Source organism: uncultured Ramlibacter sp. (genome assembly GCF_936925435.1).
Classification (GTDB): domain Bacteria; phylum Pseudomonadota; class Gammaproteobacteria; order Burkholderiales; family Burkholderiaceae_C; genus Ramlibacter.
Map to the genome: position 1 here is coordinate 1 of NZ_CAKZHQ010000026.1, position 21,625 is coordinate 21,625.

Genomic DNA, 21,625 nt, shown 5'->3' on the forward strand with positions numbered 1-21,625 from the left:
AAGAAGGTCTGCGCTTTGCCATCCGCGAAGGCGGCAAGACCGTCGGCTCGGGTGTGGTTGCAAAGATCCTGGAGTAAGGATTAGCCGGAGGGGTATAGCTCAATTGGCAGAGCGTCGGTCTCCAAAACCGAAGGTTGTAGGTTCGATTCCTACTGCCCCTGCCACCTGAGTGGCGCCGCAAAAGAGCCCGTCACGCCGTGACGGGCTTAGTCTCTTCAAGAGACGCAACGAATCGAAGCAGGAACAAGCCGCAAATGGCCACTTCTCAAGTTGAAACCGTCAGTACCGGCGCCGACAAGGCCAAGCTGGCCGCTGCCGTTGCGCTGGTGATTGCCGCGATCGTGGGCTTTTACCTGCTGGGCAAGCAGGGCCAGATCGCCCAATGGGGCGCGCTGCTGGTGGGCCTGGGCGCGGCCGTGGTGGTGTTCCTCGCGTCCGAGACCGGCAAGCAGTTCACGGCCTTTGGCCGCGACGCCTGGCGCGAAGTCAAGAAAGTCGTCTGGCCGACCCGCAAGGAGGCCACCCAGATGACGGCCTATGTGTTCGGCTTTGTGATCATCATGGCGCTGTTCCTGTGGTTCACCGACAAGACCCTCGAGTGGGTGTTTTACGACCTGATTTTGGGGTGGAAAAAATAATGAGCGACATCGAGACCGTCGGTTCCGACCAGCCCGCCGCACCCGCCAAGCCGGTCAATCCGGACCTGCGCTGGTACGTGGTCCATGCCTATTCGGGCATGGAAAAGGCGGTCGAGCGCAATATCCGCGAGCGCATCAACCGCGCCGGCATGCAGGACATGTTCGGCGAGATCCTGGTGCCCACGGAAGAGGTCGTCGAGATCAAGAACGGCCAGAAACGCACTTCCGAGCGCCGCTTCTACCCCGGCTACGTGCTGGTGCAGATGATCATGAACGATGACACCTGGCACCTGGTCAAGCACACCAACAAGGTCACTGGTTTCGTCGGTGGCGCCAAGAACCGCCCCTCGCCGATCTCGGAAGACGAAGTCGGCAAGATCCTGGGCCAGATGGAAGAGGGCACCGAGAAGCCCCGCCACAAGGTCGAGTTCGAGGTGGGCGAGTACGTGCGCGTCAAGGACGGCCCGTTCACCGACTTCAACGGCACGGTCGAAGAAGTCAACTACGAGAAAAACAAGGTCCGCGTGTCGGTGACGATCTTCGGTCGCGCCACGCCCGTGGAACTGGAATTCAGCCAGGTCGAAAAGACCTGACGAGGTTGCCGTGCGCGCACCGACTCCGCGCACGGACGAAGAGGTCGAGTCGTTAACCCCGGGGAGCCGAGGCCTTTGAGCCAAAGCGTTTGCACCCGCAAGGAGTAAGACATGGCGAAAAAAATCGTCGGTTTTGTCAAGCTGCAAGTTCCGGCCGGCAAGGCCAATCCGTCGCCGCCGATCGGCCCGGCGCTGGGCCAGCGCGGCCTGAACATCATGGAGTTCTGCAAGGCGTTCAACGCCCAGACCCAGGGCGTCGAGCCCGGTCTGCCGCTGCCCGTGGTGATCACCGCTTTCGCGGACAAGAGCTTCACCTTCATCATCAAGACCCCGCCTGCGACGGTCCTGATCAAGAAGGCTGTCAAGCTGGACAAGGGTTCTGCAACCCCCCACAACGTCAAGGTCGGGAAGATCACGCGGGCGCAGCTCGAAGAGATCGCCAAGACCAAGTTCAAGGACATGAATGCCGCCAGCGTGGATGCCGCCATCCGCACCCTGGCCGGTTCCGCCCGCTCCATGGGCATCACGGTGGAAGGCATCTAACATGACCAAGCTCACCAAGAAGCAAAAGGGCCTGCAAGGCAAGGTCGACAGCAACAAGCTGTACCCGCTGGCCGACGCCCTGGCCCTCGTCAAGGAAGCCGCCACCGCCAAGTTCGATGAATCCATCGACGTGGCCGTGCAACTGGGCATTGACGCCAAGAAGTCCGACCAGGTCGTGCGCGGCGCCGTCGTGCTGCCCAACGGCACCGGCAAGACCAAGCGCGTCGCCGTGTTCGCCCAGGGCGCCAAGGCTGAAGAAGCCAAGGCCGCCGGCGCCGACATCGTCGGCATGGACGACCTGGCCGCCATGGTCAAGGCCGGTGACATGCCCTTCGACGTGGTCATCGCCGCGCCGGACGCCATGCGCATCGTCGGTACCCTGGGTCAAATCCTGGGCCCGCGCGGCCTGATGCCCAACCCCAAGGTCGGCACCGTGACGCCCGACGTGGCCCAGGCGGTGAAGAACGCCAAGGCAGGCCAGGTGCAGTTCCGCGTCGACAAGGCCGGCATCATCCACGGCACGATCGGCCGTCGCTCGTTCGACACCGACAAGCTGCAAGGCAATCTGGCGGCGCTGATCGAAGCGCTGAACAAGGCCAAGCCGGCGTCGAGCAAGGGTGTGTACCTGAGGAAAATTGCGGTCTCGTCGACCATGGGTCTGGGTGTCCGCGTGGACACGCAAACCATCTCGGCGTGATCGTTGAATAGCCGGCGGCCCGCAAGGGCGGCCGGTGTGGTGGGCTGCCGGGGCCCCGCAAGGAAAACCGGCAGGCCATCCAAGACCGTTGGCGCGCAGGCAACTGTGCTTAATTGAAGGAATCAGGAGGTCGCCTCCGGTTCCGTGCCAACGCAGATGGCGATCCCGCTGAGATGGAATTGAGAGATTTCCGAACAGTTGGTCGCTGCAACTAGGCGTGCCGGAGGGTTTCGACCCGAAGGCACATTTGAAGGAGTAGACCTTGAGTCTGAATCGCAGTGAGAAAGAAGCAGTCATTGAAGAAGTGACTGGCCTCGCCGCTAAAGCTCAAACGCTGGTGATGGCGGAATACCGCGGCATCACGGTCGCTGACATGACCAAACTGCGCAACGATGCGCGCAGCAAGGGCGTGAACCTGAGTGTTCTGAAGAACACTCTGGCCCGCCGTGCTGTCGCAGGTAGCGCGTTTGAAGTGGCAGGCGACCAGATGACCGGCCCGCTGATCTATGGCTTCTCCGTCGACGCTGTGGCCGCCGCCAAGGTGGTGGCCGATTTCGCGAAAACCAACGACAAGCTGGTGATTCGCGGCGGTGTTTACGGTGGCAAGACCCTGGACGTCAACGGCGTCAAGCAGCTGGCCAGCATTCCCTCCAGGGAAGTGCTGTTGGCCCAGCTTTGCGGCCTGCTGATGTCGCCGATCTCGCGCACCGCTGTGGTGCTCGGCGCACTGGCAGCAAAAAAAGGTGGTGGCGCCGAAGAGGCAGCCCCCGAAGCAGTCGCAGCCTGAGCGCGCGGCAGTTAACCAACATAGTTAGGAAATCAAAATGGCATTCGATAAAGACGCATTTCTGACCTCGCTGGACAGCATGACGGTCATGGAACTCAACGAGCTGGTGAAAGCCATCGAAGAGAAGTTTGGCGTGAGCGCGGCCGCCATGGCCGCTCCCGCAGCCGCCGGCGGTGCTGCCGCCGCTGTCGCCGAAGAGCAGACCGAGTTCACGGTCCAGCTGCTGGAAGCCGGCGCCCAGAAGGTCTCCGTCATCAAGGCCGTGCGCGAAATCACCGGCCTGGGTCTGAAGGAAGCCAAGGACCTGGTCGACGGCGCTCCCAAGGCTGTCAAGGAAGGTCTGAATAAGGCCGACGCCGACGCCGCCAAGAAGAAGCTGGAAGAAGCCGGCGCCAAGGTCGAACTCAAGTAATTCGCCCCTGGTCCGAGGCTGGAGTGTCCGAAAGGGCCTCCAGCCTTTGGTGCTTATAAGGATGCGTCCAGAGCGCACCCGCAAAGACTGCTCCAATCAGCCTTTGCGAGTGTCTTCTGACCCCGACTGCAGAAGATGCCTTGGTTCGGGCGATGTGCAATGCATCGCCGTCCGCCATGGTTGGTAGTGGCCAACCCACCAAGAAAGCCCCGTGACGGGGCGCGACAGTTGCTGAGACTCTCAAGCCCGTGGAGAAGATCTGATGGCCTACTCGTATACCGAACGCAAGCGCATCCGCAAAAGCTTCGGCAGCCGCGACAGCGTGCTGGAAATCCCCTACCTGCTGCAGATGCAAAAAGACGCGTACACCGCCTTTTTGCAAGCCGACGTCGGCCCGAAAAGCCGGACCGTAGAAGGCCTGCAGGCTGCGTTCGACGCCGCCTTCCCCATCGTCTCTCACAACGGGTTTGTGGAGATGAAGTTCCTCGAATACAACCTGGCCAAGCCCGCCTTCGACGTGCGCGAGTGCCAGACCCGTGGTCTGACCTTCGCCTCGGCCGTGCGCGCCAAGGTGCAGCTGATCATCTATGACCGCGAGTCCTCGACCCCGCAGTCCAAGGTCGTCAAGGAAGTCAAGGAGCAGGAGGTCTACATGGGCGAAGTGCCCCTGATGACCGACAAGGGCTCTTTCATCATCAACGGCACCGAGCGCGTGATCGTCTCGCAGCTGCACCGCTCTCCCGGCGTGTTCTTCGAGCACGACAAGGGCAAGACCCATAGCTCGGGCAAGCTGCTGTTCTCGGCACGCATCATCCCCTACCGCGGTTCCTGGCTGGACTTCGAGTTCGACCCCAAGGATGTGCTGTACTTCCGCGTCGACCGCCGCCGCAAGATGCCGGTCACGATCTTGCTCAAGGCCATCGGCCTGACGCCCGAATCGATCCTGGCGAACTTCTTCGTCAACGACAACTTCCGCCTGATGGACAGCGGCGCGCAGATGGAGTTCGTCTCCGAGCGCCTGCGCGGCGAAGTCGCCCGCTTCGACATCACCGACAAGTCCGGCAAGGTCATCGTCGCCAAGGACAAGCGCGTCACCGTGCGCCACACGCGTGACCTGGAAACCTCCGGCACCACGCACATCAGCGTGCCCGAAGACTTCCTGATCGGCCGCGTGGTCGCCCGCAACATCGTCGACGGCGACACCGGCGAGATCCTCGCCAAGGCCAATGACGAGCTGACCGAGGCGCTGCTCAAGAAGCTGCGCACCGCCGGCGTGCAGGACCTGCAGGTCATCTACACCAACGAACTGGACCAGGGCGCGTACATGTCGCAGACCCTGCGCATCGACGAGACCGTCGACGAGTTCGCTGCCCGCGTGGCCATCTACCGCATGATGCGCCCCGGCGAGCCGCCGACGGAAGACGCGGTGCAGGCCCTGTTCCAGCGCCTGTTCTACAACCCGGACACCTACGACCTGTCGCGCGTGGGCCGCATGAAGTTCAACGCCAAGGTCGGCCGCGACGAGAGCACCGGCCCGATGGTGCTGACCAACGAGGACATCCTTGCCGTGGTCAAGATCCTGGTGGACCTGCGCAATGGCCGCGGCGAAGTCGACGACATCGATCACCTGGGCAACCGCCGCGTGCGTTGCGTCGGCGAACTGGCCGAAAACCAGTACCGCACCGGCCTGGCCCGCATCGAGAAGGCCGTCAAGGAGCGCCTCGGCCAGGCCGAGCAAGAGCCGCTGATGCCGCACGATCTGATCAACTCCAAGCCGATTTCCGCGGCCTTGAAGGAGTTCTTCGGTGCGTCCCAGCTGTCGCAGTTCATGGACCAGACCAACCCGCTGTCCGAGATCACGCACAAGCGCCGCGTCTCGGCCCTGGGCCCGGGCGGTTTGACCCGCGAGCGCGCCGGCTTCGAAGTGCGCGACGTGCACGTCACCCACTACGGCCGCGTGTGCCCGATCGAAACGCCGGAAGGCCCGAACATCGGCCTGATCAACTCGCTGGCCCTGTACGCCCGCCTGAACGAATACGGATTCATCGAGACGCCGTACCGCCGGGTGGCCGATGGCAAGGTGACGATGCAGATCGATTACCTGTCGGCCATCGAGGAAGGCAAGTACGTCATCGCCCAGGCCAACGCCACGCTGGACAAGGACGGCAAGCTGACGGGCGAGCTGGTCTCGGCCCGTGAGCGCGGCGAGTCCATCCTGTGCGGCGCCGACCGCATCCAGTACATGGACGTGTCGCCGGCGCAGATCGTGTCGGTGGCTGCCTCGCTCGTGCCCTTCCTGGAGCACGACGACGCCAACCGCGCGCTGATGGGTGCCAACATGCAGCGCCAGGCCGTGCCTGTGCTGCGTCCCGAGAAGGCCTTCGTCGGCACCGGCATCGAGCGCGTCTCCGCGGTCGACTCCGGCACCGTCGTGACGGCCAGCCGCGGCGGCGTGGTCGACTACGTCGACGCCACCCGCATCGTGGTGCGCGTGAACGATGCCGAAGCCACTGCCGGCGAAGTCGGTGTCGACATCTACAACCTGATCAAGTACCAGCGTTCCAACCAGAACACCAACATCCACCAGCGGCCCATCGTCAAGCGCGGCGACAAGATCGGCAAGGGCGACGTCATTGCCGACGGCGCTTCGACCGACCTGGGCGAGCTCGCGCTCGGCCAGAACATGCTGGTGGCGTTCATGCCCTGGAACGGCTACAACTTCGAGGACTCGATCCTGATCAGCGAGCGCATCGTCGCCGAAGACCGCTACACCTCGATCCACATCGAGGAACTGGTGGTCATGGCGCGCGACACCAAGCTGGGCGCCGAGGAAATCACCCGCGACATCCCGAACCTGGCCGAGCAGCAGCTCAACCGCCTGGACGAGTCCGGCATCATCTACGTCGGCGCGGAAGTCCAGCCCGGCGACACGCTGGTGGGCAAGGTCACGCCCAAGGGCGAAACCACGCTGACGCCGGAAGAAAAGCTGCTGCGTGCGATCTTCGGCGAGAAGGCTTCCGACGTGAAGGACACCTCGCTGCGCGTCAGCCAGGGCTCGCAGGGCACGGTCATCGACGTGCAGGTCTTCACCCGTGAAGGCATCACGCGCGACAAGCGCGCCCAGCAGATCATCGACGACGAACTCAAGCGCTTCCGCCTGGACCTCAACGACCAGCTGCGCATCGTTGAGGCCGACGCTTTCGACCGGATCGAGAAGCTCCTGAACGGCAAGGTCGCCAACGGCGGCCCGTCCAAGCTGGCCAAGGGCACGAAGATCGACAAGGCCTACCTGGCCTCGGTCGAGAAGTTCCACTGGTTCGACATCCGCCCGGCGGACGACGAAGTGGCTTCGCAACTCGAGTCGATCAAGAACTCGATCGAGCAGCAGCGCCACAGCTTCGACCTGGCTTTCGAAGAGAAGCGCAAGAAGCTGACGCAGGGCGACGAGTTGCCTGCCGGCGTGCTCAAGATGGTCAAGGTCTACCTGGCCGTCAAGCGCCGCCTGCAGCCTGGCGACAAGATGGCCGGCCGCCACGGCAACAAGGGTGTGGTCTCCAAGATCGTTCCGGTCGAGGACATGCCCCACATGGCCGACGGCACGCCGTGCGACATCGTGCTCAACCCGCTGGGCGTGCCTTCGCGCATGAACGTGGGCCAGGTGCTGGAAGTGCACCTGGGTTGGGCCGGCAAGGGCATCGGCCAGCGCATCGGTGACCTGCTGCAGCAGGAGGCCAAGGCGGCCGAGCTGCGCAAGTTCATGGACCAGCTGTACAACGGTTCGGGCCGCAAGGAAGACCTGTCCAAGCTGACCGACGACGAGGTGCAGGAAATGGCCGGCAACCTGGCCAAGGGCATCCCGTTTGCCACGCCGGTATTCGACGGTGCTTCGGAAGAAGAGATCCGCGGCATGCTCAAGCTGGCTTATCCGGAAGAGGTCATGAAGGCCAAGGGCCTGACGGCCGCCCGCACCCAGGCCATGCTGTACGACGGCCGCACCGGCGACCAGTTCGAGCGCCCGGTCACCATCGGCTACATGCACGTGCTCAAGCTGCACCACCTGGTGGACGACAAGATGCACGCCCGCTCGACCGGCCCGTACTCCCTGGTCACCCAGCAGCCGCTGGGCGGCAAGGCGCAGTTCGGCGGCCAGCGCTTCGGCGAAATGGAAGTCTGGGCGCTGGAAGCCTACGGCGCCGCCTACACGCTGCAGGAAATGCTCACCGTCAAGTCCGACGACGTCCAGGGCCGCACCAAGGTGTACGAGTCCATCGTCAAGGGCGAGCACGCCATCGAAGCCGGCATGCCGGAATCGTTCAATGTCCTGGTCAAGGAAATCCGTTCCTTGGGCATCGACATGGAACTGGAACGTTCTTAAGTTGAAGGGATAGAGTCACATGAAATCACTACTCGACCTGTTCAAGCAATTCACCCCGGACGAGCATTTCGATGCCATCCGCATCGGGATGGCCTCGCCCGAGAAGATCCGTTCCTGGTCTTTCGGCGAGGTCAAGAAGCCCGAGACCATCAACTACCGCACCTTCAAGCCCGAGCGCGACGGCCTGTTCTGCGCCAAGATTTTCGGGCCCATCAAGGACTACGAATGCCTGTGCGGCAAGTACAAGCGCCTGAAGCACCGCGGCGTGATCTGCGAGAAGTGCGGCGTTGAAGTCACGCAGACCAAGGTGCGCCGCGAGCGCATGGGCCACATCGACCTGGCCGCGCCCTGCGCCCACATCTGGTTCCTCAAGTCCCTGCCCTCGCGCCTGGGCATGGTGCTGGACATGACGCTGCGCGACATCGAGCGCGTGCTGTACTTTGAAGCCTACGTGGTGACCGACCCCGGCATGACCCCGCTGAAGAAGTTCGGCATCATGTCCGAGGACGACTACGACGCCAAGCGCAAGGAATTCGGCGATGAGTTCATCGCCAAGATGGGCGCGGAAGGCATCAAGGACCTGCTCGAAGCCATCGACATCGACATGGAGATCGAGCGCCTGCGTGGCGACCTGACCGGCTCCGAAGTCAAGGTCAAGAAGAACGCCAAGCGCCTGAAGGTCCTCGAGGCTTTCAAGAAGTCCGGCATCAAGCCCCAGTGGATGGTGATGGACGTGCTGCCCGTGCTGCCGCCGGACCTGCGTCCGCTGGTGCCGCTGGACGGCGGCCGCTTCGCGACCTCCGACCTCAACGACCTGTACCGCCGCGTCATCAACCGCAACAGCCGTTTGCGCCGCCTGCTGGAGCTCAAGGCTCCGGAAATCATCGCGCGCAACGAAAAGCGCATGCTGCAGGAAGCTGTGGACTCGCTGCTGGACAACGGCCGCCGCGGCAAGGCCATGACGGGCGCCAACAAGCGCGCCCTGAAGTCGCTGGCCGACATGATCAAGGGCAAGAGCGGCCGCTTCCGCCAGAATCTGCTGGGCAAGCGCGTCGACTACTCGGGCCGTTCGGTCATCGTGGTGGGCCCGACGCTCAAGCTGCACCAGTGCGGCCTGCCCAAGCTGATGGCCCTGGAGCTGTTCAAGCCCTTCATCTTCTCGCGCCTGGAAGCCCTGGGCATCGCCACCACCATCAAGGCGGCGAAGAAGGAAGTTGAATCGGGCACGCCGGTGGTCTGGGACATCCTTGAGGAAGTCATCAAAGAGCACCCGATCATGCTCAACCGCGCTCCCACGCTGCACCGCCTGGGCATCCAGGCCTTCGAACCGATCCTGATCGAAGGCAAGGCCATCCAGCTGCATCCGCTGGTTTGCGCGGCTTTCAACGCCGACTTCGACGGCGACCAGATGGCCGTCCACGTGCCGCTGTCGGTGGAAGCCCAGATGGAAGCCCGCACCCTGATGCTGGCCTCCAACAACGTGCTGTTCCCCGCCAACGGCGAGCCCTCCATCGTTCCTTCGCAAGACGTGGTGCTGGGCCTGTACTACACGACGCGTGAGCGCATCAACGGCAAGGGCGAAGGCCTGATCTTCGCCGACATCGGTGAAGTGCAGCGCGCGCTCGACGCCAATGAAGTCGAACTCACCGCCAAGGTGACGGTGCGCCTGACCGAGTGGACCAAGGACAAGGAAACCGGCGAGTTCGTGCCCGCTACCAGCCTGGTGGAAACCACGGCCGGCCGCGCTCTGCTGTCAGAGATCCTGCCCAAGGGCCTGCCGTTTGCCAACATCAACAAGGCGCTCAAGAAGAAGGAAATCTCCAAGCTGATCAACGTCAGCTTCCGCAAGTGCGGCCTGAAGGAGACCGTGGTCTTCGCCGACAAGCTGCTGCAAAACGGCTTCCGCCTGGCCACCAAGGCCGGCATCTCGATCTGCATCGACGACATGCTGGTGCCGCCGCAAAAGACCGAGATCATCGCCCGCTCCGAGAAGGAAGTGAAGGAGATCGAGCAGCAGTACGTCTCGGGCCTGGTCACGGCCGGCGAGCGCTACAACAAGGTGGTGGACATCTGGGGCAAGGCCGGCGACGAAGTCTCCAAGGTCATGATGGCCCAGCTGGCCAAGGAAAAGACCATCGACCGCCACGGCAAGGAAGTGGACCAGGAGTCGTTCAACTCCATCTACATGATGGCCGACTCCGGCGCCCGCGGCTCGGCCGCCCAGATCCGCCAGCTGGCGGGCATGCGCGGCCTGATGGCCAAGCCGGACGGCTCCATCATCGAGACGCCCATCACGGCCAACTTCCGTGAAGGCCTGAACGTGTTGCAGTACTTCATCTCCACCCACGGCGCCCGCAAGGGCCTGGCGGACACGGCGCTCAAGACCGCGAACTCGGGTTACCTGACGCGCCGCCTGGTCGACGTGACGCAGGACCTGGTGGTGATTGAGGTCGATTGCGGCACTTCGGACGGCTCGCTGATGCGCGCCATCGTCGAAGGCGGCGAAGTGATCGAGTCGCTGCGCGACCGCATCCTGGGCCGCACCGCAGCCGAAGACGTGCTGCACCCGGAAAACCGCGCAGTGCTGGTCCCCGCCGGCGCGATGCTGGACGAGGACGTGATCGAGGTGCTCGAGGCGACCGGCGTGGACGAAGTCAAGGTCCGCACCGCGCTGACCTGCTCCACCCGTTTCGGCCTGTGCGCCAAGTGCTACGGCCGCGACCTGGGCCGCGGCGGCCTGGTCAACGTCGGTGAAGCTGTCGGCGTGATCGCCGCCCAGTCCATCGGCGAACCCGGCACGCAGCTGACGATGCGCACCTTCCACATCGGTGGTGCCGCTTCGCGCGCTGCCGTCGCCTCCAGCGTGGAAGCCAAGTCCAACGGCGTGATCGGCTTCAACGCCACGATGCGCTACGTGACCAACAGCAAGAAGGAACTGGTGGTGATCGCCCGGTCCGGCGAGATCGTCATCCATGACGAGCACGGCCGTGAGCGCGAGCGCCACAAGGTGCCGTACGGCGCGATCCTGGCGGTCAAGGCCGACCAGCAGGTCAAGGCTGGCACCGTGCTGGCCAATTGGGACCCGCTGACGCGCCCGGTGATCACCGAGTTCGCCGGCAAGACCCAGTTCGAGAACGTCGAGGAAGGCCTGACGGTCGCCAAGCAGGTCGACGAGGTCACCGGCCTGTCGACCCTGGTCGTGATCGACCCGAAGCGCCGCGGCGCCACCAAGGTCGTGCGCCCGCAGGTCAAGCTGATCGACGCGCAAGGCCACGAGGTCAAGATCCCCGGCACCGACCACTCGGTGACCATCGGCTTCCAGGTCGGCTCGCTGGTCCAGGTGCGCGATGGCCAGGACGTGGGTCCCGGCGAAGTGCTGGCCCGCATCCCGGTCGAAGGCCAGAAGACGCGCGACATCACGGGCGGCCTGCCGCGCGTGGCCGAGCTGTTCGAAGCCCGCTCGCCCAAGGACAAGGGCATGCTGGCCGAGATGACCGGCACGGTGTCGTTCGGCAAGGAGACCAAGGGCAAGATCCGGATGCAGATCACCGATCCCGAAGGCGGCGTCTACGAAGAACTCGTGCCCAAGGAAAAGAACATCCTGGTGCACGAAGGCCAGGTCGTGAACAAGGGCGAGTCCGTGGTCGACGGCCCGGCCGATCCGCAGGACATCCTGCGCCTGCTGGGCATGGAAGAGCTGGCCCGCTACATCGTTGATGAAGTGCAGGACGTCTACCGCCTGCAGGGCGTGAAGATCAACGACAAGCACATCGAGGTGATCGTTCGCCAGATGCTGCGCCGTGTCGTGGTCGAGAACGTGGGCGATTCGGGCTACATCGCCGGCGAGCAGGTCGAGCGTTCGGAAATCCTGGACACCACCGACAGGCTGCACGGCGAGGGCAAGATTGCGCCGACCTGGACCAACCTGCTGCTCGGTATCACCAAGGCCTCGCTGTCGACCGACTCGTTCATCTCCGCGGCTTCCTTCCAGGAAACCACCCGCGTGCTGACCGAAGCGGCCATCATGGGCAAGCGCGACGAGCTGCGCGGCCTGAAGGAAAACGTCATCGTCGGCCGCCTGATCCCCGCGGGCACCGGCATGGCGTACCACGAGGCACGCAAGGCCAAGGACCTGATGGACGAGGCCGAGCGCCGCGCCATCGCCGAGTCCGAAGCCGAGGAACTGGCCAGCGCCACCGAGGCTGCTGCGGCGCCCGAGGCGAGCGAAGGCACGGCGACCGAGTAAAGCTGCCCGTCAGCTATTAAACTCATAGCGCCCCAAGCCCTTTCATCGGGGGCTGGGGCGCTTTTTCATTTCTCAACGAGAGTCGCATGTCCTCTTCGCTGGTGTTCTGGATCGCCGCGGCCGTGGCGCTGTTCTGGGCCGTGGGCGCTTACAACCGCCTGGTGCGCCTGCGCTCGGAGGCCAATACGGCATTTGCCGCGATGGACGCCGAGCTGACGCGCCAGGTGGCGCTGGTGCAGTCCTGCCTGCCGGCCGAGGAGATCCAGCCGGCCTCGATGTTCGACGGCAGCAGCAGTTTCTGGAGCAGCCTGGAAGGGGCGACCGCACAGTTCGCGGCCTCGCTGGCCGTGGCCCGCCAGCGTCCGCTGGAGCCCGAGGGCATCGCCGCCCTGGGCGCCGCGCAGGACGTGCTGACCATGGCCTGGGAGCGCGCCGTGCGCGATGACGCGCACGACCTGGCCGGCTCGCGCCTGCCCGAGAGCGTCAGCGTCACACGCGCCCATCTGGTGGCCCAGGCAGGCGCCGCCGCAGAGAACTTCAACCTGGCCGTGCAGCGCTACAACGCGGCGATCGCCCAGTTTCCTGCCCTGTTGCTGGCCTCGCTGTTCGGTTTCAAGCCTGGCCTGGCGCTGCCATTGAGCGCATAAGCTCATTGCGATAAAGCGGTTGCCGGGCGCGGGGGGGCGCCCCTATAGTGCGGTCACCACAAGAGGAGACCCGCGATGAGACTTCATCCCCTGGCGCTGGCGCTGGCCGCCGTCGCAGCCCTGCCTGCCGCGGCGCAGACCCAGGACGCGCTATATCTCAAGAGCTTGGCCGCCACCTGTGCCAACTGCCATGGCACGGACGGTCGCGCCGTCAGCGGCTCGGGCGTGCCCACCCTGGCGGGCATGCCACGCGACTACATGATCGCCCAGCTCAAGGCGTTCAAGGCCGGCAGCCGCCCCGCGACCATCATGCACCAGCTGAGCAAGGGCTACAGCGACGCGCAGATCGAGCAGATCGCAGGCTACTTTGCCGCGCAAAAGCCATAAGGGGATGACCATGCAAAGACGTTCCTTTCTCCAGTCCTCTGCCGCCCTCAGCCTGCTGGGCCTGGGCGCCTGCGCCACCACCACGATCCCGGCCCACGCCAGGGTCGTGGTCATCGGCGGCGGCTACGGCGGCGCCACCGCCGCCAAGTACGTGCGCCTGCTGTCGGACCACAAGATCGGCGTGGTGCTGATCGAGCCGGGTGAGAGCTTCATCTCCTGCCCCATCTCCAACCTGGTGCTGGGCGGCAGCAAGCAGCTGGCTGACATCACCACGCCGTACAGCGGCCTGGCCAGCAACCATGGCGTGACCGTGGTGCGCGACATGGCCACCGCCATCGACACCGCGAAGAAGACGGTCACGCTGGGGCGCGGCGCCAGCATCACCTACGACAAGCTGGTGCTGTCGCCTGGCGTGGACATCCAGCTGGCCAGCATCGAGGGCCTGGCCGCGGCCCATGCCTCGGGCCAGGTGCTGCATGCCTGGAAGGCCGGTGCCGAGACGGTGGCGCTGCGCCGCCAGCTCGAGGCCCTGCCCGACGGCGGCGTCTACGCCATCACCATCCCGGAGGCGCCCTACCGCTGCCCGCCCGGCCCCTACGAGCGGGCCTGTCAGGTGGCCTGGTACTTCAAGAACGCCAAGCCGCGCAGCAAGGTGCTGATCCTGGACGCCAACCCGGACGTCACCTCCAAGGGCGCGCTGTTCAAGAAGGTCTGGGCCGAGCAGTACAAGGGCATCGTCGAATACCGCGGTCAGCACAAGCTGGTCGGTGTCGACGCGCGCAGCAGCACGCTCAAGTTCGAGGTGCAGGACGACGTCAAGGCTGGCGTGCTCAACGTCGTGCCGCCGCAGCGCGCCGGCCTGGCGGCGGTGCAGGCCGGCCTGGCCAACCAGCAGAGCAACCGCTGGGTGGGCGTGAACTACCAGACCTTCGAATCGACAGCGGCCAAGGACGTGCACGTGATCGGCGATGCCATCCAGATCGCGCCGGCCATGCCCAAGAGCGGCCACATGGCCAACAGCCACGCCAAGGTGGCGGCCGCTGCCATCGTGGCCCAGTTGTCGGGCTGGCAGGCCAATCCCCGGCCGCTGCTGACCAACACCTGCTACAGCTTTGTCGACGACAAGAACGTGGTCCATGTGGCCAGCGTGCACGAGTACGTGGACAACACCTTCAAGGCCGTGGCCGGTTCCGGCGGCCTGAGCCCCGGACCGACCGAGCTGGAAGGCAGCTACGCCATGAACTGGGCGCAGAACATCTGGGCCGATACGCTCGGCTGAGACAATGGGGGGATGACAGGCCCCGTTGTTCCCCTTTGGCGGCAGCTTCAGGCTGCCGCTGCCGTTTTGGCGGCCGTGCGCCGTGGTGAGTCGGCCACCGCCGCGATCGCCGCTGTGGCCGGCGAGTTGCGCCCCGGCGCCCAGGCCCTGGTGTTCCAGGCGCTGCGCAACCTGGGCCGCGCCGATGCCCTGCGCAAGCACTTGGCGCGGCGCGCGCCGCCGCCCGATGCGGATGCCCTGCTGTGCTGCGCCCTGGCCCTGTGCTGGAACGAGGACCATGCGCCCTACGACGCCTTCACCCTGGTCGACCAGGCGGTCGAGGCGGCCAAGCGCCAGAGCACCACGCGCAGCCAGGCGAACTTCATCAATGCCTGCCTGCGCCGCTTTCTGCGCGAACGCGAAGCGCTGGTGGCAGCCACGGACACCGACCCGGTGGCCCTGTGGAACCACCCGCGCTGGTGGATCGACAGGCTGCGCAAGGAGCAGCCCCAGCACTGGCAGGCCATCTTGCGCGCCAACAACAGCCAGGCGCCCATGACACTCCGGGTGAATGCAAGAAAATCGGCTGTAGCCCCCGTCCTTGCTTCGCTTCACGCTATCAATATGGAAGCAGTTGCGGTGGGCGAACACGGCCTGGTGCTGGCCCGGCCGCGGCCCGTGCAGGACATTCCTGGTTTTTCCGAGGGTCTGCTGTCGGTGCAGGATGCGGCTGCCCAACTGGCTGCGCCCCTGTTGCTGCAGGGCCTGCCGGTGCCGGCGGGGCGCAGACTGCGCATCCTGGACGCCTGTGCCGCCCCCGGCGGCAAGACCGCCCACCTGCTGGAACTGGCCGATGCAGATGTGACGGCGCTGGACGTGGACGCCGTGCGCTGCGAGCGCATCGTCCAGACCCTGGAGCGGCTGGGCCTGCAGGCCCGGGTGCTCGCGGCCGATGCCGGCCAGCCGGCAGCCTGGTGGGACGGCCAGCTTTTCGACGCCATCTTGCTGGACGCGCCATGCACTGCTTCAGGGATCGTGCGCCGCCATCCCGACGTGCGCTGGCTGCGCCGTGAAACCGACATCGGTCAGTTGGCCGCCACCCAGGCCCGCCTGCTGGCCGCGCTCTGGCCCTTGCTCGCGCCCGGCGGGCGCCTGCTGTACTGCACCTGCTCGGTGTTTCGGGCCGAGGGCGAGGCGCAGGCGCAAACGTTTGTTGCGCACAACAAAGACGCGGTTTTGCGGCCCGCGCCCGGCCATTTGCTGCCCCAATCCGGGGCAAAGGGCAATGCCGTCCCGGACAATCTCCAGGGTGATCACGACGGGTTTTATTACGCACTGCTGGACAAACAGTAGGCGGCTGCCGGGCCGGCTCAGGGCGGTCCTTGAGCGGACCGTCCGGCTTGCGCTCGCGTGTGCGCTGCTGGCCGCGGCGGGCATCAGCAGCGCCGACGCCCCGCTGACCGAGATCAGCCAGCTGCGGCTGGAGCGCAGCGAAGAGGGCGTTTTCCTGTCGACCAATGTGCGCTTTGAGCTGCCGGCCGTGGTCGAAGACGCCCTGGACAAGGGCATCCCCATGTTTTTCGTGGCCGAGGCCGTGCTGTTTCGCGACCGCTGGTACTGGTACGACAGGCAGGTCACCAGCTCGGCGCGCCACATGCGCCTGTCCTACCAGCCGCTGACCCGGCGCTGGCGCCTGGTGGTCTCGCACGCGCCCATCGGCAACTCGGGTGTGGCGCTGGGCCAGACCTTCGACACCCAGGACGAGGCCATGGCCGCGGTGCAGCGCATCTACCGCTGGCGCATCGGCGAGCCAGCCGACCTGGAGGCCGACGCGCGCTACAACGTGGACTTCCGCTTCCGGCTCGACGTGTCGCAACTGCCCAGGCCATTCCAGATCGGTGTGGTCGGCCAGAGCGACTGGAACATCACCGCCGCGCGCAACCAGCGGCTGGCGGTCGAAAGCATGCGGTGAGCACACGCTCCGCCTCCGCCCGGCGGCGTTCGCTGTTGCAGACCTCGCGCGCCTTCCGCTGGGCCATGGTGGCCGGCGCCTTGCTGATGGTGGGCATCGCCATCGTGCTGCTGTTCCTGCTGACCCAGGCCACCAACAACCGCGAGCTGTACGAACAGAACTACGGCCGCCTGTTCGTCCTCAACACGGTGGTGGCCGGCCTGCTGCTGCTGACCATCGGCTTTGTTGCGGTGCGGCTGGTGCTGCGCCTGCGCAGCGGCAAGTTCGGCAGCCGGCTGCTGGTCAAGCTGGCCGCCATCTTTGCCCTGGTGGGCTTTGCGCCGGGCCTGCTGATCTACGTGGTGTCCTACCAGTTCGTCTCGCGCTCCATCGAGAGCTGGTTCGACGTGAAGGTTGAGGGCGCGCTCGATGCCGGCCTGAGCCTGGGCCGCTCGACCCTGGACGCGCTGGCCAACGACCTGGCCAGCAAGACCCGTTCGGCCGCGGTGCAGCTGGCCGAATCCTCCGATACACCGGTGCCGGTGGCGCTGGAACGCCTGCGCGAGCAGTTGGCGGCCAACGATGTCATTCTGTGGAGCAGCTCGGGCCAGCTCATCGCCGCGGCCGGCCAGTCGCGCTTCCTGCTCAATCCGGAGCGGCCAACCGCGCAGCAGCTGCGCAACGTGCGCGCCCAGCGCCAGCTGGCGGTGATCGAAGGCCTGGACGAGGCCACCCTGGGGACCACCTCCAACGCCCGCGTCAAGGCGCTCGCCGTGCTGCCCACGCCCACGTTCGGCCTGCTGGCCGAGTCACGCGTGCTGCAGACCACGCAAAGCCTGCCGCCCACACTGGTGGCCAACGCCCTGGCCGTGCAGGAGGCCAACCGCGAGTACCAGGAGCGCGCGCTGGGGCGCCAGGGTCTGCGCCGCATGTACATCGGCACGCTGACGCTGAGCCTGTTCCTGGCGGTGTTTGGCGCCATCTTGCTGGCCATCGTGCTGGGCAACCAGCTGGCGCGGCCGCTGCTGCTGCTGGCCGCCGGCGTGCGCGAGGTGGCCGCTGGCGACCTGTCGCCCAAGCTGGCCCTGCAGGGCAAGGACGAATTGGGCGGGCTGACCCGCTCCTTCGCCCAGATGACGCAGCAGCTGGCCGATGCCCGCGACGCGGTGGACAAGAGCATGGGCCAGGTCAGCGCGGCGCGCGCCAACCTGCAGACCATCCTGGACAACCTGACGGCCGGCGTGGTGGTGATGGACGCCAAGGGCCTGATCCAGTCGACCAACCCCGGCGCCACCCGCATCCTGCGCGTTCCGCTGGCGGCCTACGAGGGTCAGCCGCTGGCCGCGGTGGAGGGCATCGAGGCCTTCGGCGCCGGCGTGCAGGCGCAGTTCGACGACTACATGAACGAGCGGCGCCAGCACGGACTGGACCACTGGCAGCAATCGTTCGAGCTCAACGCGGGCCCCAGCGGCGTGCCCGGTGTCTCCCAGGGCAACGCCATCACCGTGGTGGCGCGCGGTGCCGAGCTGCCAGGCGAGGCCAGGCTGCTGGTGTTCGACGACATCTCCGAGATCGTCTCGGCGCAGCGGGCCCAGGCCTGGGGCGAGGTGGCGCGGCGGCTGGCCCACGAGATCAAGAACCCGCTCACGCCCATCCAGCTGTCGGCCGAGCGGCTGGAGATGAAGCTGACCGGCAAGCTGGGCGAGCTCGAGCAGGCCCTGCTGAAGAAATCGGTGGCGACCATCGTCGACCAAGTCGACGCGATGAAGCGCCTGGTCAACGAGTTTCGCGATTACGCACGCCTGCCGGCGGCCGAACTCAAACCCGTGGATCTGAACCAACTGGTCGCCGATGTGCTGCAGCTGTACACGCTCGAGGCTAGCGAAAGCCAGGGCAGCGCCCATGTGCCGGTGCAGATGGAGCTGGACCCCGCTTGCCCCAAGGTGCTGGGCGACGCCCAGCAGCTGCGCCAGGTGATCCACAACCTGCTGCAAAACGCCCAGGACGCCACCGAGGGCGCCGCCGTGCGCGAGGTGACCATTCGCACCCAGTGGACCGAAGCCAGCCGGCGGGTGCGCCTGGTGGTGCAGGACTCGGGCGCGGGCTTCCCCGAGAACATCCTCAAGCGGGCCTTCGAGCCCTATGTCACCACCAAGGCCAAGGGGACGGGCCTGGGCCTTGCCGTGGTCAAGAAGATCGCCGACGAACACAGCGCCCGGGTCGATCTGAAAAACCGGGTTGTGGACGGCGTACAACAGGGCGCCCAAGTGTCGCTATCATTCGCAGTTGCGGCTTAACAACAGGGCCCCATCCAGCCGCGGGGGACAGTTTTCACTATGGCAAACATTCTGGTCGTCGACGACGAACTGGGCATCCGGGACCTGCTCTCGGAAATCCTCAACGACGAGGGACACAACGTCGAGCTTGCGGAGAACGCGGCGCAAGCCCGGGCCGCGCGACTGCGCATCCGGCCCGACCTGGTGCTGCTGGACATCTGGATGCCCGACACCGACGGCGTCACCCTGCTCAAGGAGTGGTCCACCACGGGGCTGCTGAGCATGCCGGTGATCATGATGAGCGGCCACGCCACCATCGAGACCGCGGTAGAGGCCACCAAGATCGGCGCCCACTCCTTTCTGGAAAAGCCCATCACCTTGCAGAAGCTCCTCAAGGCCGTGGAGACCGGGCTGGCGCGCAACGCGCCTGCTGCCCCGCGCAAGAGCGGCGTTGCCGGTCCTGTCGCCGCGGCGCTGGCGAGCGACCTGACAGTGGAGTCGGCGATGACCGGCGGCCAGAACCTGCCGCCGGTGGTGGAACTGGGCCCGCAGGCGCGCCAGCTGTTCGAGCTGGACAAACCGTTGCGCGACGCGCGTGACGAATTCGAGAAGAGCTACTTCGAATTCCACCTGGCCAAGGAAGGCGGCTCGATGACGCGCGTGGCCGAGAAGACCGGTCTGGAGCGCACCCACCTGTACCGCAAGCTCAAGCAACTGGGCGTGGACCTGTCCCGCGGAAAGCGGGCCGCCGCCTGATATATAATTGCAGGCTCACGGCCCGGTAGCTCAGTTGGTAGAGCAGCGGATTGAAAATCCGCGTGTCGATGGTTCGATTCCGTCCCAGGCCACCAGAATCTGGAAGAAGCCCACTCGGTGGGCTTTTTCTTTGAATCACGCGGGAATAGCTCAGTTGGTAGAGCGCAACCTTGCCAAGGTTGAGGTCGAGAGTTCGAGACTCTTTTCCCGCTCCATGTTCTTGTATGACGCCCCAGCGCCCTTTTCGGGTTCTGGGGCGTTTCTACAATTCGGGCGGCTTTTCGACCAAAAGCGTTGACCTGGGCTCCGCCTCTTCCGAGCGCAGATAGTTTCCTTTACGGTGTTGCGAGTCAGGCCTGTACGTGGGTCAGGTCTGGTTGTCCTCGGGCTGGGCAGGTACCTGACGGGCATGCTTCACCGCGGCCATTGCGGCCACGGTCAGCGGCATTTCCCAGTTCGTCGGAATCATCTCCCGGACGGTTCTGAATCTGGCGCGTATGGGACGTAGGTCCAATGTGCGCCCGGCGCCGACGAGCGAGCATAGACCCCCTGGTTGCGGAGAACACTGTCATTCGCCGTGCGAGTGACCGCGTTGTCTCGGCAAGCCTGTTTTCCAACCCAAGGAGGTGACCATGCTACGAAAGACCCTGGTGCTCGGCTTGCTGGCGATCTCGCTGGCAGCGCCGGGTACGCACGCGCAAACGCCGCCGGCGGCCAAGCCCGCGGCCGCCGCCAGCGCCGCGCCGGCCGCAAACGCCGTCGATCCCGCGGCCGTTCAGGCCCTGAAGGACATGGGGGCGTTCCTGCAGTCGCAAAAGCGCTTCCACGTGGAAACCCGGGTGAGCGGCGAGCGCGTTCTTGCCGACGGGCAGAAACTGCAGCGTACAGCGATGGCCACGATGGACGTCGATCGTCCAGACAAGATTCGCGCCGTGATGCGCACGGCCACCACCGAGCGCGAAATCATCTACGACGGCAAGACCATCACGCTCTACACACCGGTGCAGAAATACTATTCGACGCTGGCGGTCACCGCGACGCTGGGCGACCTGATCAACAAGCTGCAGGAGGAATACGCCGTCGAGATGCCGCTGGCGGACGTGTTTCTGTTCGGCACCCCGGCCGCTCCGCTCGACAAGCTGGAGTCGGCCATGATCGCCGGGCAGGATTTCATCGAGGGCGAACTCTGCGATCACTACGCCTACCGACAGGGCAAGCTCGACTGGCAGATCTGGATCAGCGCGGCCGCTGGCAAGCCGTTGCCGCGCAAGATCGTGATCACCAATCGCGCTGATGAAGCGCGGCCGCAGTCGGTCTCGCTGATCGATTGGAACCTGAAGCCGGCCGCGAACGCTGCTGCATTCAAGTTCACGCCGCCCAAGGGCGCGACCAAGGTCGAAGTCGTCCCACGCAAGACCAAGTAAGGAGCACCATCATGAAGAGATCATTCGGCAGTCTTGCTGCGACCGTGGTGACCGTCCTCGGGCTCGCATGCCTTGTCATGGCCCCTGATGCCAACGCCGCCGGCGAAAGACGGGGCGGCGGCGGCGGCGGTGGTGGTGGTGGTGGTGGTGGCGGCAACGCGCGCGCTGGACAGGCGCAGGTGAACAACACCAAGGCCGACGCGCGCACCAACAACGTCCGCAGCACCAGCGTCAACAACGTGAACAACAACAACGTGAACGTGAACAGAAACGTCAACGTGAACGCCAACAACCACAACAACGGCTGGGACAACGACTATCACCCGGTGGCCGGCGCCGCCGTGATCGCCGGCACGGCCGCCCTCATCGGCTCGATGGTGCGCACGCCGCCGGCGGGCTGTGCTCCTGTGAACTACTCCGGCATCGTGTACCAGCAGTGCGGTGGCACCTGGTATGCGCCGCAGGGGTCGCAGTTCGTGGTGGTCGCGCCGCCGTACTGACCTTTGCGCGAGATAGAGGCCCCATGCCTCAGTGACCCTGATGCCTCTGGTCTTTTAGCGCCTCCGCAGTCTTCATGGCTCCGGAGGCGCTCATGCTTTTTCGTGGCGGCGGAACGTTCATCGCTTTGACTCCCA

Annotated in this window: 17 protein-coding genes, 3 tRNA genes and 1 pseudogene; all 21 read left to right on the top strand. The window is 65.3% G+C overall.

Features of this window, described 5'->3' with window-relative positions:
* Positions 1 to 77, top strand: a pseudogene (locus Q0632_RS13830) (elongation factor Tu); the annotation flags it as partial.
* 11 nt (positions 78 to 88) lie between these two features.
* Positions 89 to 164: transfer RNA gene (locus Q0632_RS13835), tRNA-Trp, on the top strand.
* A 90-nt stretch (positions 165 to 254) separates the two neighbouring features.
* Positions 255 to 638 carry a preprotein translocase subunit SecE gene (secE, locus tag Q0632_RS13840; RefSeq protein ID WP_298930975.1) on the top strand — a complete coding sequence of 128 codons (384 nt, stop codon included), beginning with the start codon at positions 255 to 257 and terminating at the stop codon, positions 636 to 638.
* Positions 638 to 1,231, top strand: a complete 594-nt coding sequence (nusG, locus tag Q0632_RS13845) for a transcription termination/antitermination protein NusG (protein ID WP_298930978.1) — start codon at positions 638 to 640, stop codon at positions 1,229 to 1,231. The genes secE and nusG overlap by 1 nt, the downstream gene beginning before the upstream one ends.
* Before the next feature lie 111 nt (positions 1,232 to 1,342).
* On the top strand, positions 1,343 to 1,774 hold the full coding sequence (gene rplK / locus Q0632_RS13850; protein ID WP_298930981.1) for a 50S ribosomal protein L11: 432 nt from the start codon (positions 1,343 to 1,345) through the stop codon (positions 1,772 to 1,774).
* A 1-nt stretch (position 1,775) separates the two neighbouring features.
* Positions 1,776 to 2,471 carry a 50S ribosomal protein L1 gene (gene rplA, locus Q0632_RS13855; RefSeq protein WP_298930984.1) on the top strand — a complete coding sequence of 232 codons (696 nt, stop codon included), beginning with the start codon at positions 1,776 to 1,778 and terminating at the stop codon, positions 2,469 to 2,471.
* Between the two features lie 262 nt (positions 2,472 to 2,733).
* Positions 2,734 to 3,258 carry a 50S ribosomal protein L10 gene (gene rplJ / locus Q0632_RS13860; RefSeq protein ID WP_298930987.1) on the top strand — a complete coding sequence of 175 codons (525 nt, stop codon included), beginning with the start codon at positions 2,734 to 2,736 and terminating at the stop codon, positions 3,256 to 3,258.
* Positions 3,259 to 3,295: 37 nt separating this feature from the next.
* Positions 3,296 to 3,670: a 50S ribosomal protein L7/L12 gene (gene rplL / locus Q0632_RS13865; protein WP_298930990.1), complete on the top strand. Its 375-nt coding sequence runs from the start codon at positions 3,296 to 3,298 to the stop codon at positions 3,668 to 3,670.
* Between the two features lie 262 nt (positions 3,671 to 3,932).
* Positions 3,933 to 8,045, top strand: a complete 4,113-nt coding sequence (gene rpoB, locus Q0632_RS13870) for a DNA-directed RNA polymerase subunit beta (protein ID WP_298930993.1) — start codon at positions 3,933 to 3,935, stop codon at positions 8,043 to 8,045.
* A 19-nt stretch (positions 8,046 to 8,064) separates the two neighbouring features.
* Entirely contained in the window at positions 8,065 to 12,291 is a 4,227-nt protein-coding gene (gene rpoC / locus Q0632_RS13875) for a DNA-directed RNA polymerase subunit beta' (RefSeq protein WP_298930996.1), read from the top strand.
* An 86-nt stretch (positions 12,292 to 12,377) separates the two neighbouring features.
* Positions 12,378 to 12,938, top strand: a complete 561-nt coding sequence (locus Q0632_RS13880; protein ID WP_298930999.1) for a LemA family protein — start codon at positions 12,378 to 12,380, stop codon at positions 12,936 to 12,938.
* Between the two features lie 75 nt (positions 12,939 to 13,013).
* Positions 13,014 to 13,325, top strand: coding sequence for a c-type cytochrome (locus Q0632_RS13885; RefSeq protein WP_298931002.1), 312 nt, complete (start codon positions 13,014 to 13,016; stop codon positions 13,323 to 13,325).
* Between the two features lie 10 nt (positions 13,326 to 13,335).
* Positions 13,336 to 14,604: an NAD(P)/FAD-dependent oxidoreductase gene (locus Q0632_RS13890; protein WP_298931005.1), complete on the top strand. Its 1,269-nt coding sequence runs from the start codon at positions 13,336 to 13,338 to the stop codon at positions 14,602 to 14,604.
* A gap of 12 nt (positions 14,605 to 14,616) precedes the next feature.
* A complete protein-coding gene (gene rsmB / locus Q0632_RS13895; protein ID WP_298931008.1) occupies positions 14,617 to 15,936 on the top strand; it encodes a 16S rRNA (cytosine(967)-C(5))-methyltransferase RsmB in 1,320 nt (439 codons plus the stop codon).
* Positions 15,893 to 16,555 carry a DUF4390 domain-containing protein gene (locus Q0632_RS13900; RefSeq protein WP_298931011.1) on the top strand — a complete coding sequence of 221 codons (663 nt, stop codon included), beginning with the start codon at positions 15,893 to 15,895 and terminating at the stop codon, positions 16,553 to 16,555. Before rsmB ends, Q0632_RS13900 begins: the two co-directional genes overlap by 44 nt.
* Positions 16,556 to 16,620: 65 nt before the next feature.
* Entirely contained in the window at positions 16,621 to 18,831 is a 2,211-nt protein-coding gene (locus Q0632_RS13905) for an ATP-binding protein (RefSeq protein ID WP_298931205.1), read from the top strand.
* Between the two features lie 39 nt (positions 18,832 to 18,870).
* Complete coding sequence (locus tag Q0632_RS13910) at positions 18,871 to 19,566, top strand: response regulator (protein ID WP_298931013.1); 696 nt, start codon at positions 18,871 to 18,873, stop codon at positions 19,564 to 19,566.
* Between the two features lie 19 nt (positions 19,567 to 19,585).
* Positions 19,586 to 19,661, top strand: a tRNA-Phe gene (locus Q0632_RS13915).
* Between the two features lie 44 nt (positions 19,662 to 19,705).
* Positions 19,706 to 19,781 (top strand) — tRNA-Gly (locus Q0632_RS13920).
* 417 nt (positions 19,782 to 20,198) lie between these two features.
* Positions 20,199 to 20,990, top strand: coding sequence for a DUF2092 domain-containing protein (locus tag Q0632_RS13925; RefSeq protein ID WP_298931015.1), 792 nt, complete (start codon positions 20,199 to 20,201; stop codon positions 20,988 to 20,990).
* Between the two features lie 11 nt (positions 20,991 to 21,001).
* Entirely contained in the window at positions 21,002 to 21,490 is a 489-nt protein-coding gene (locus tag Q0632_RS13930) for a hypothetical protein (RefSeq protein ID WP_298931017.1), read from the top strand.
* Positions 21,491 to 21,625 lie beyond the last annotated feature (135 nt).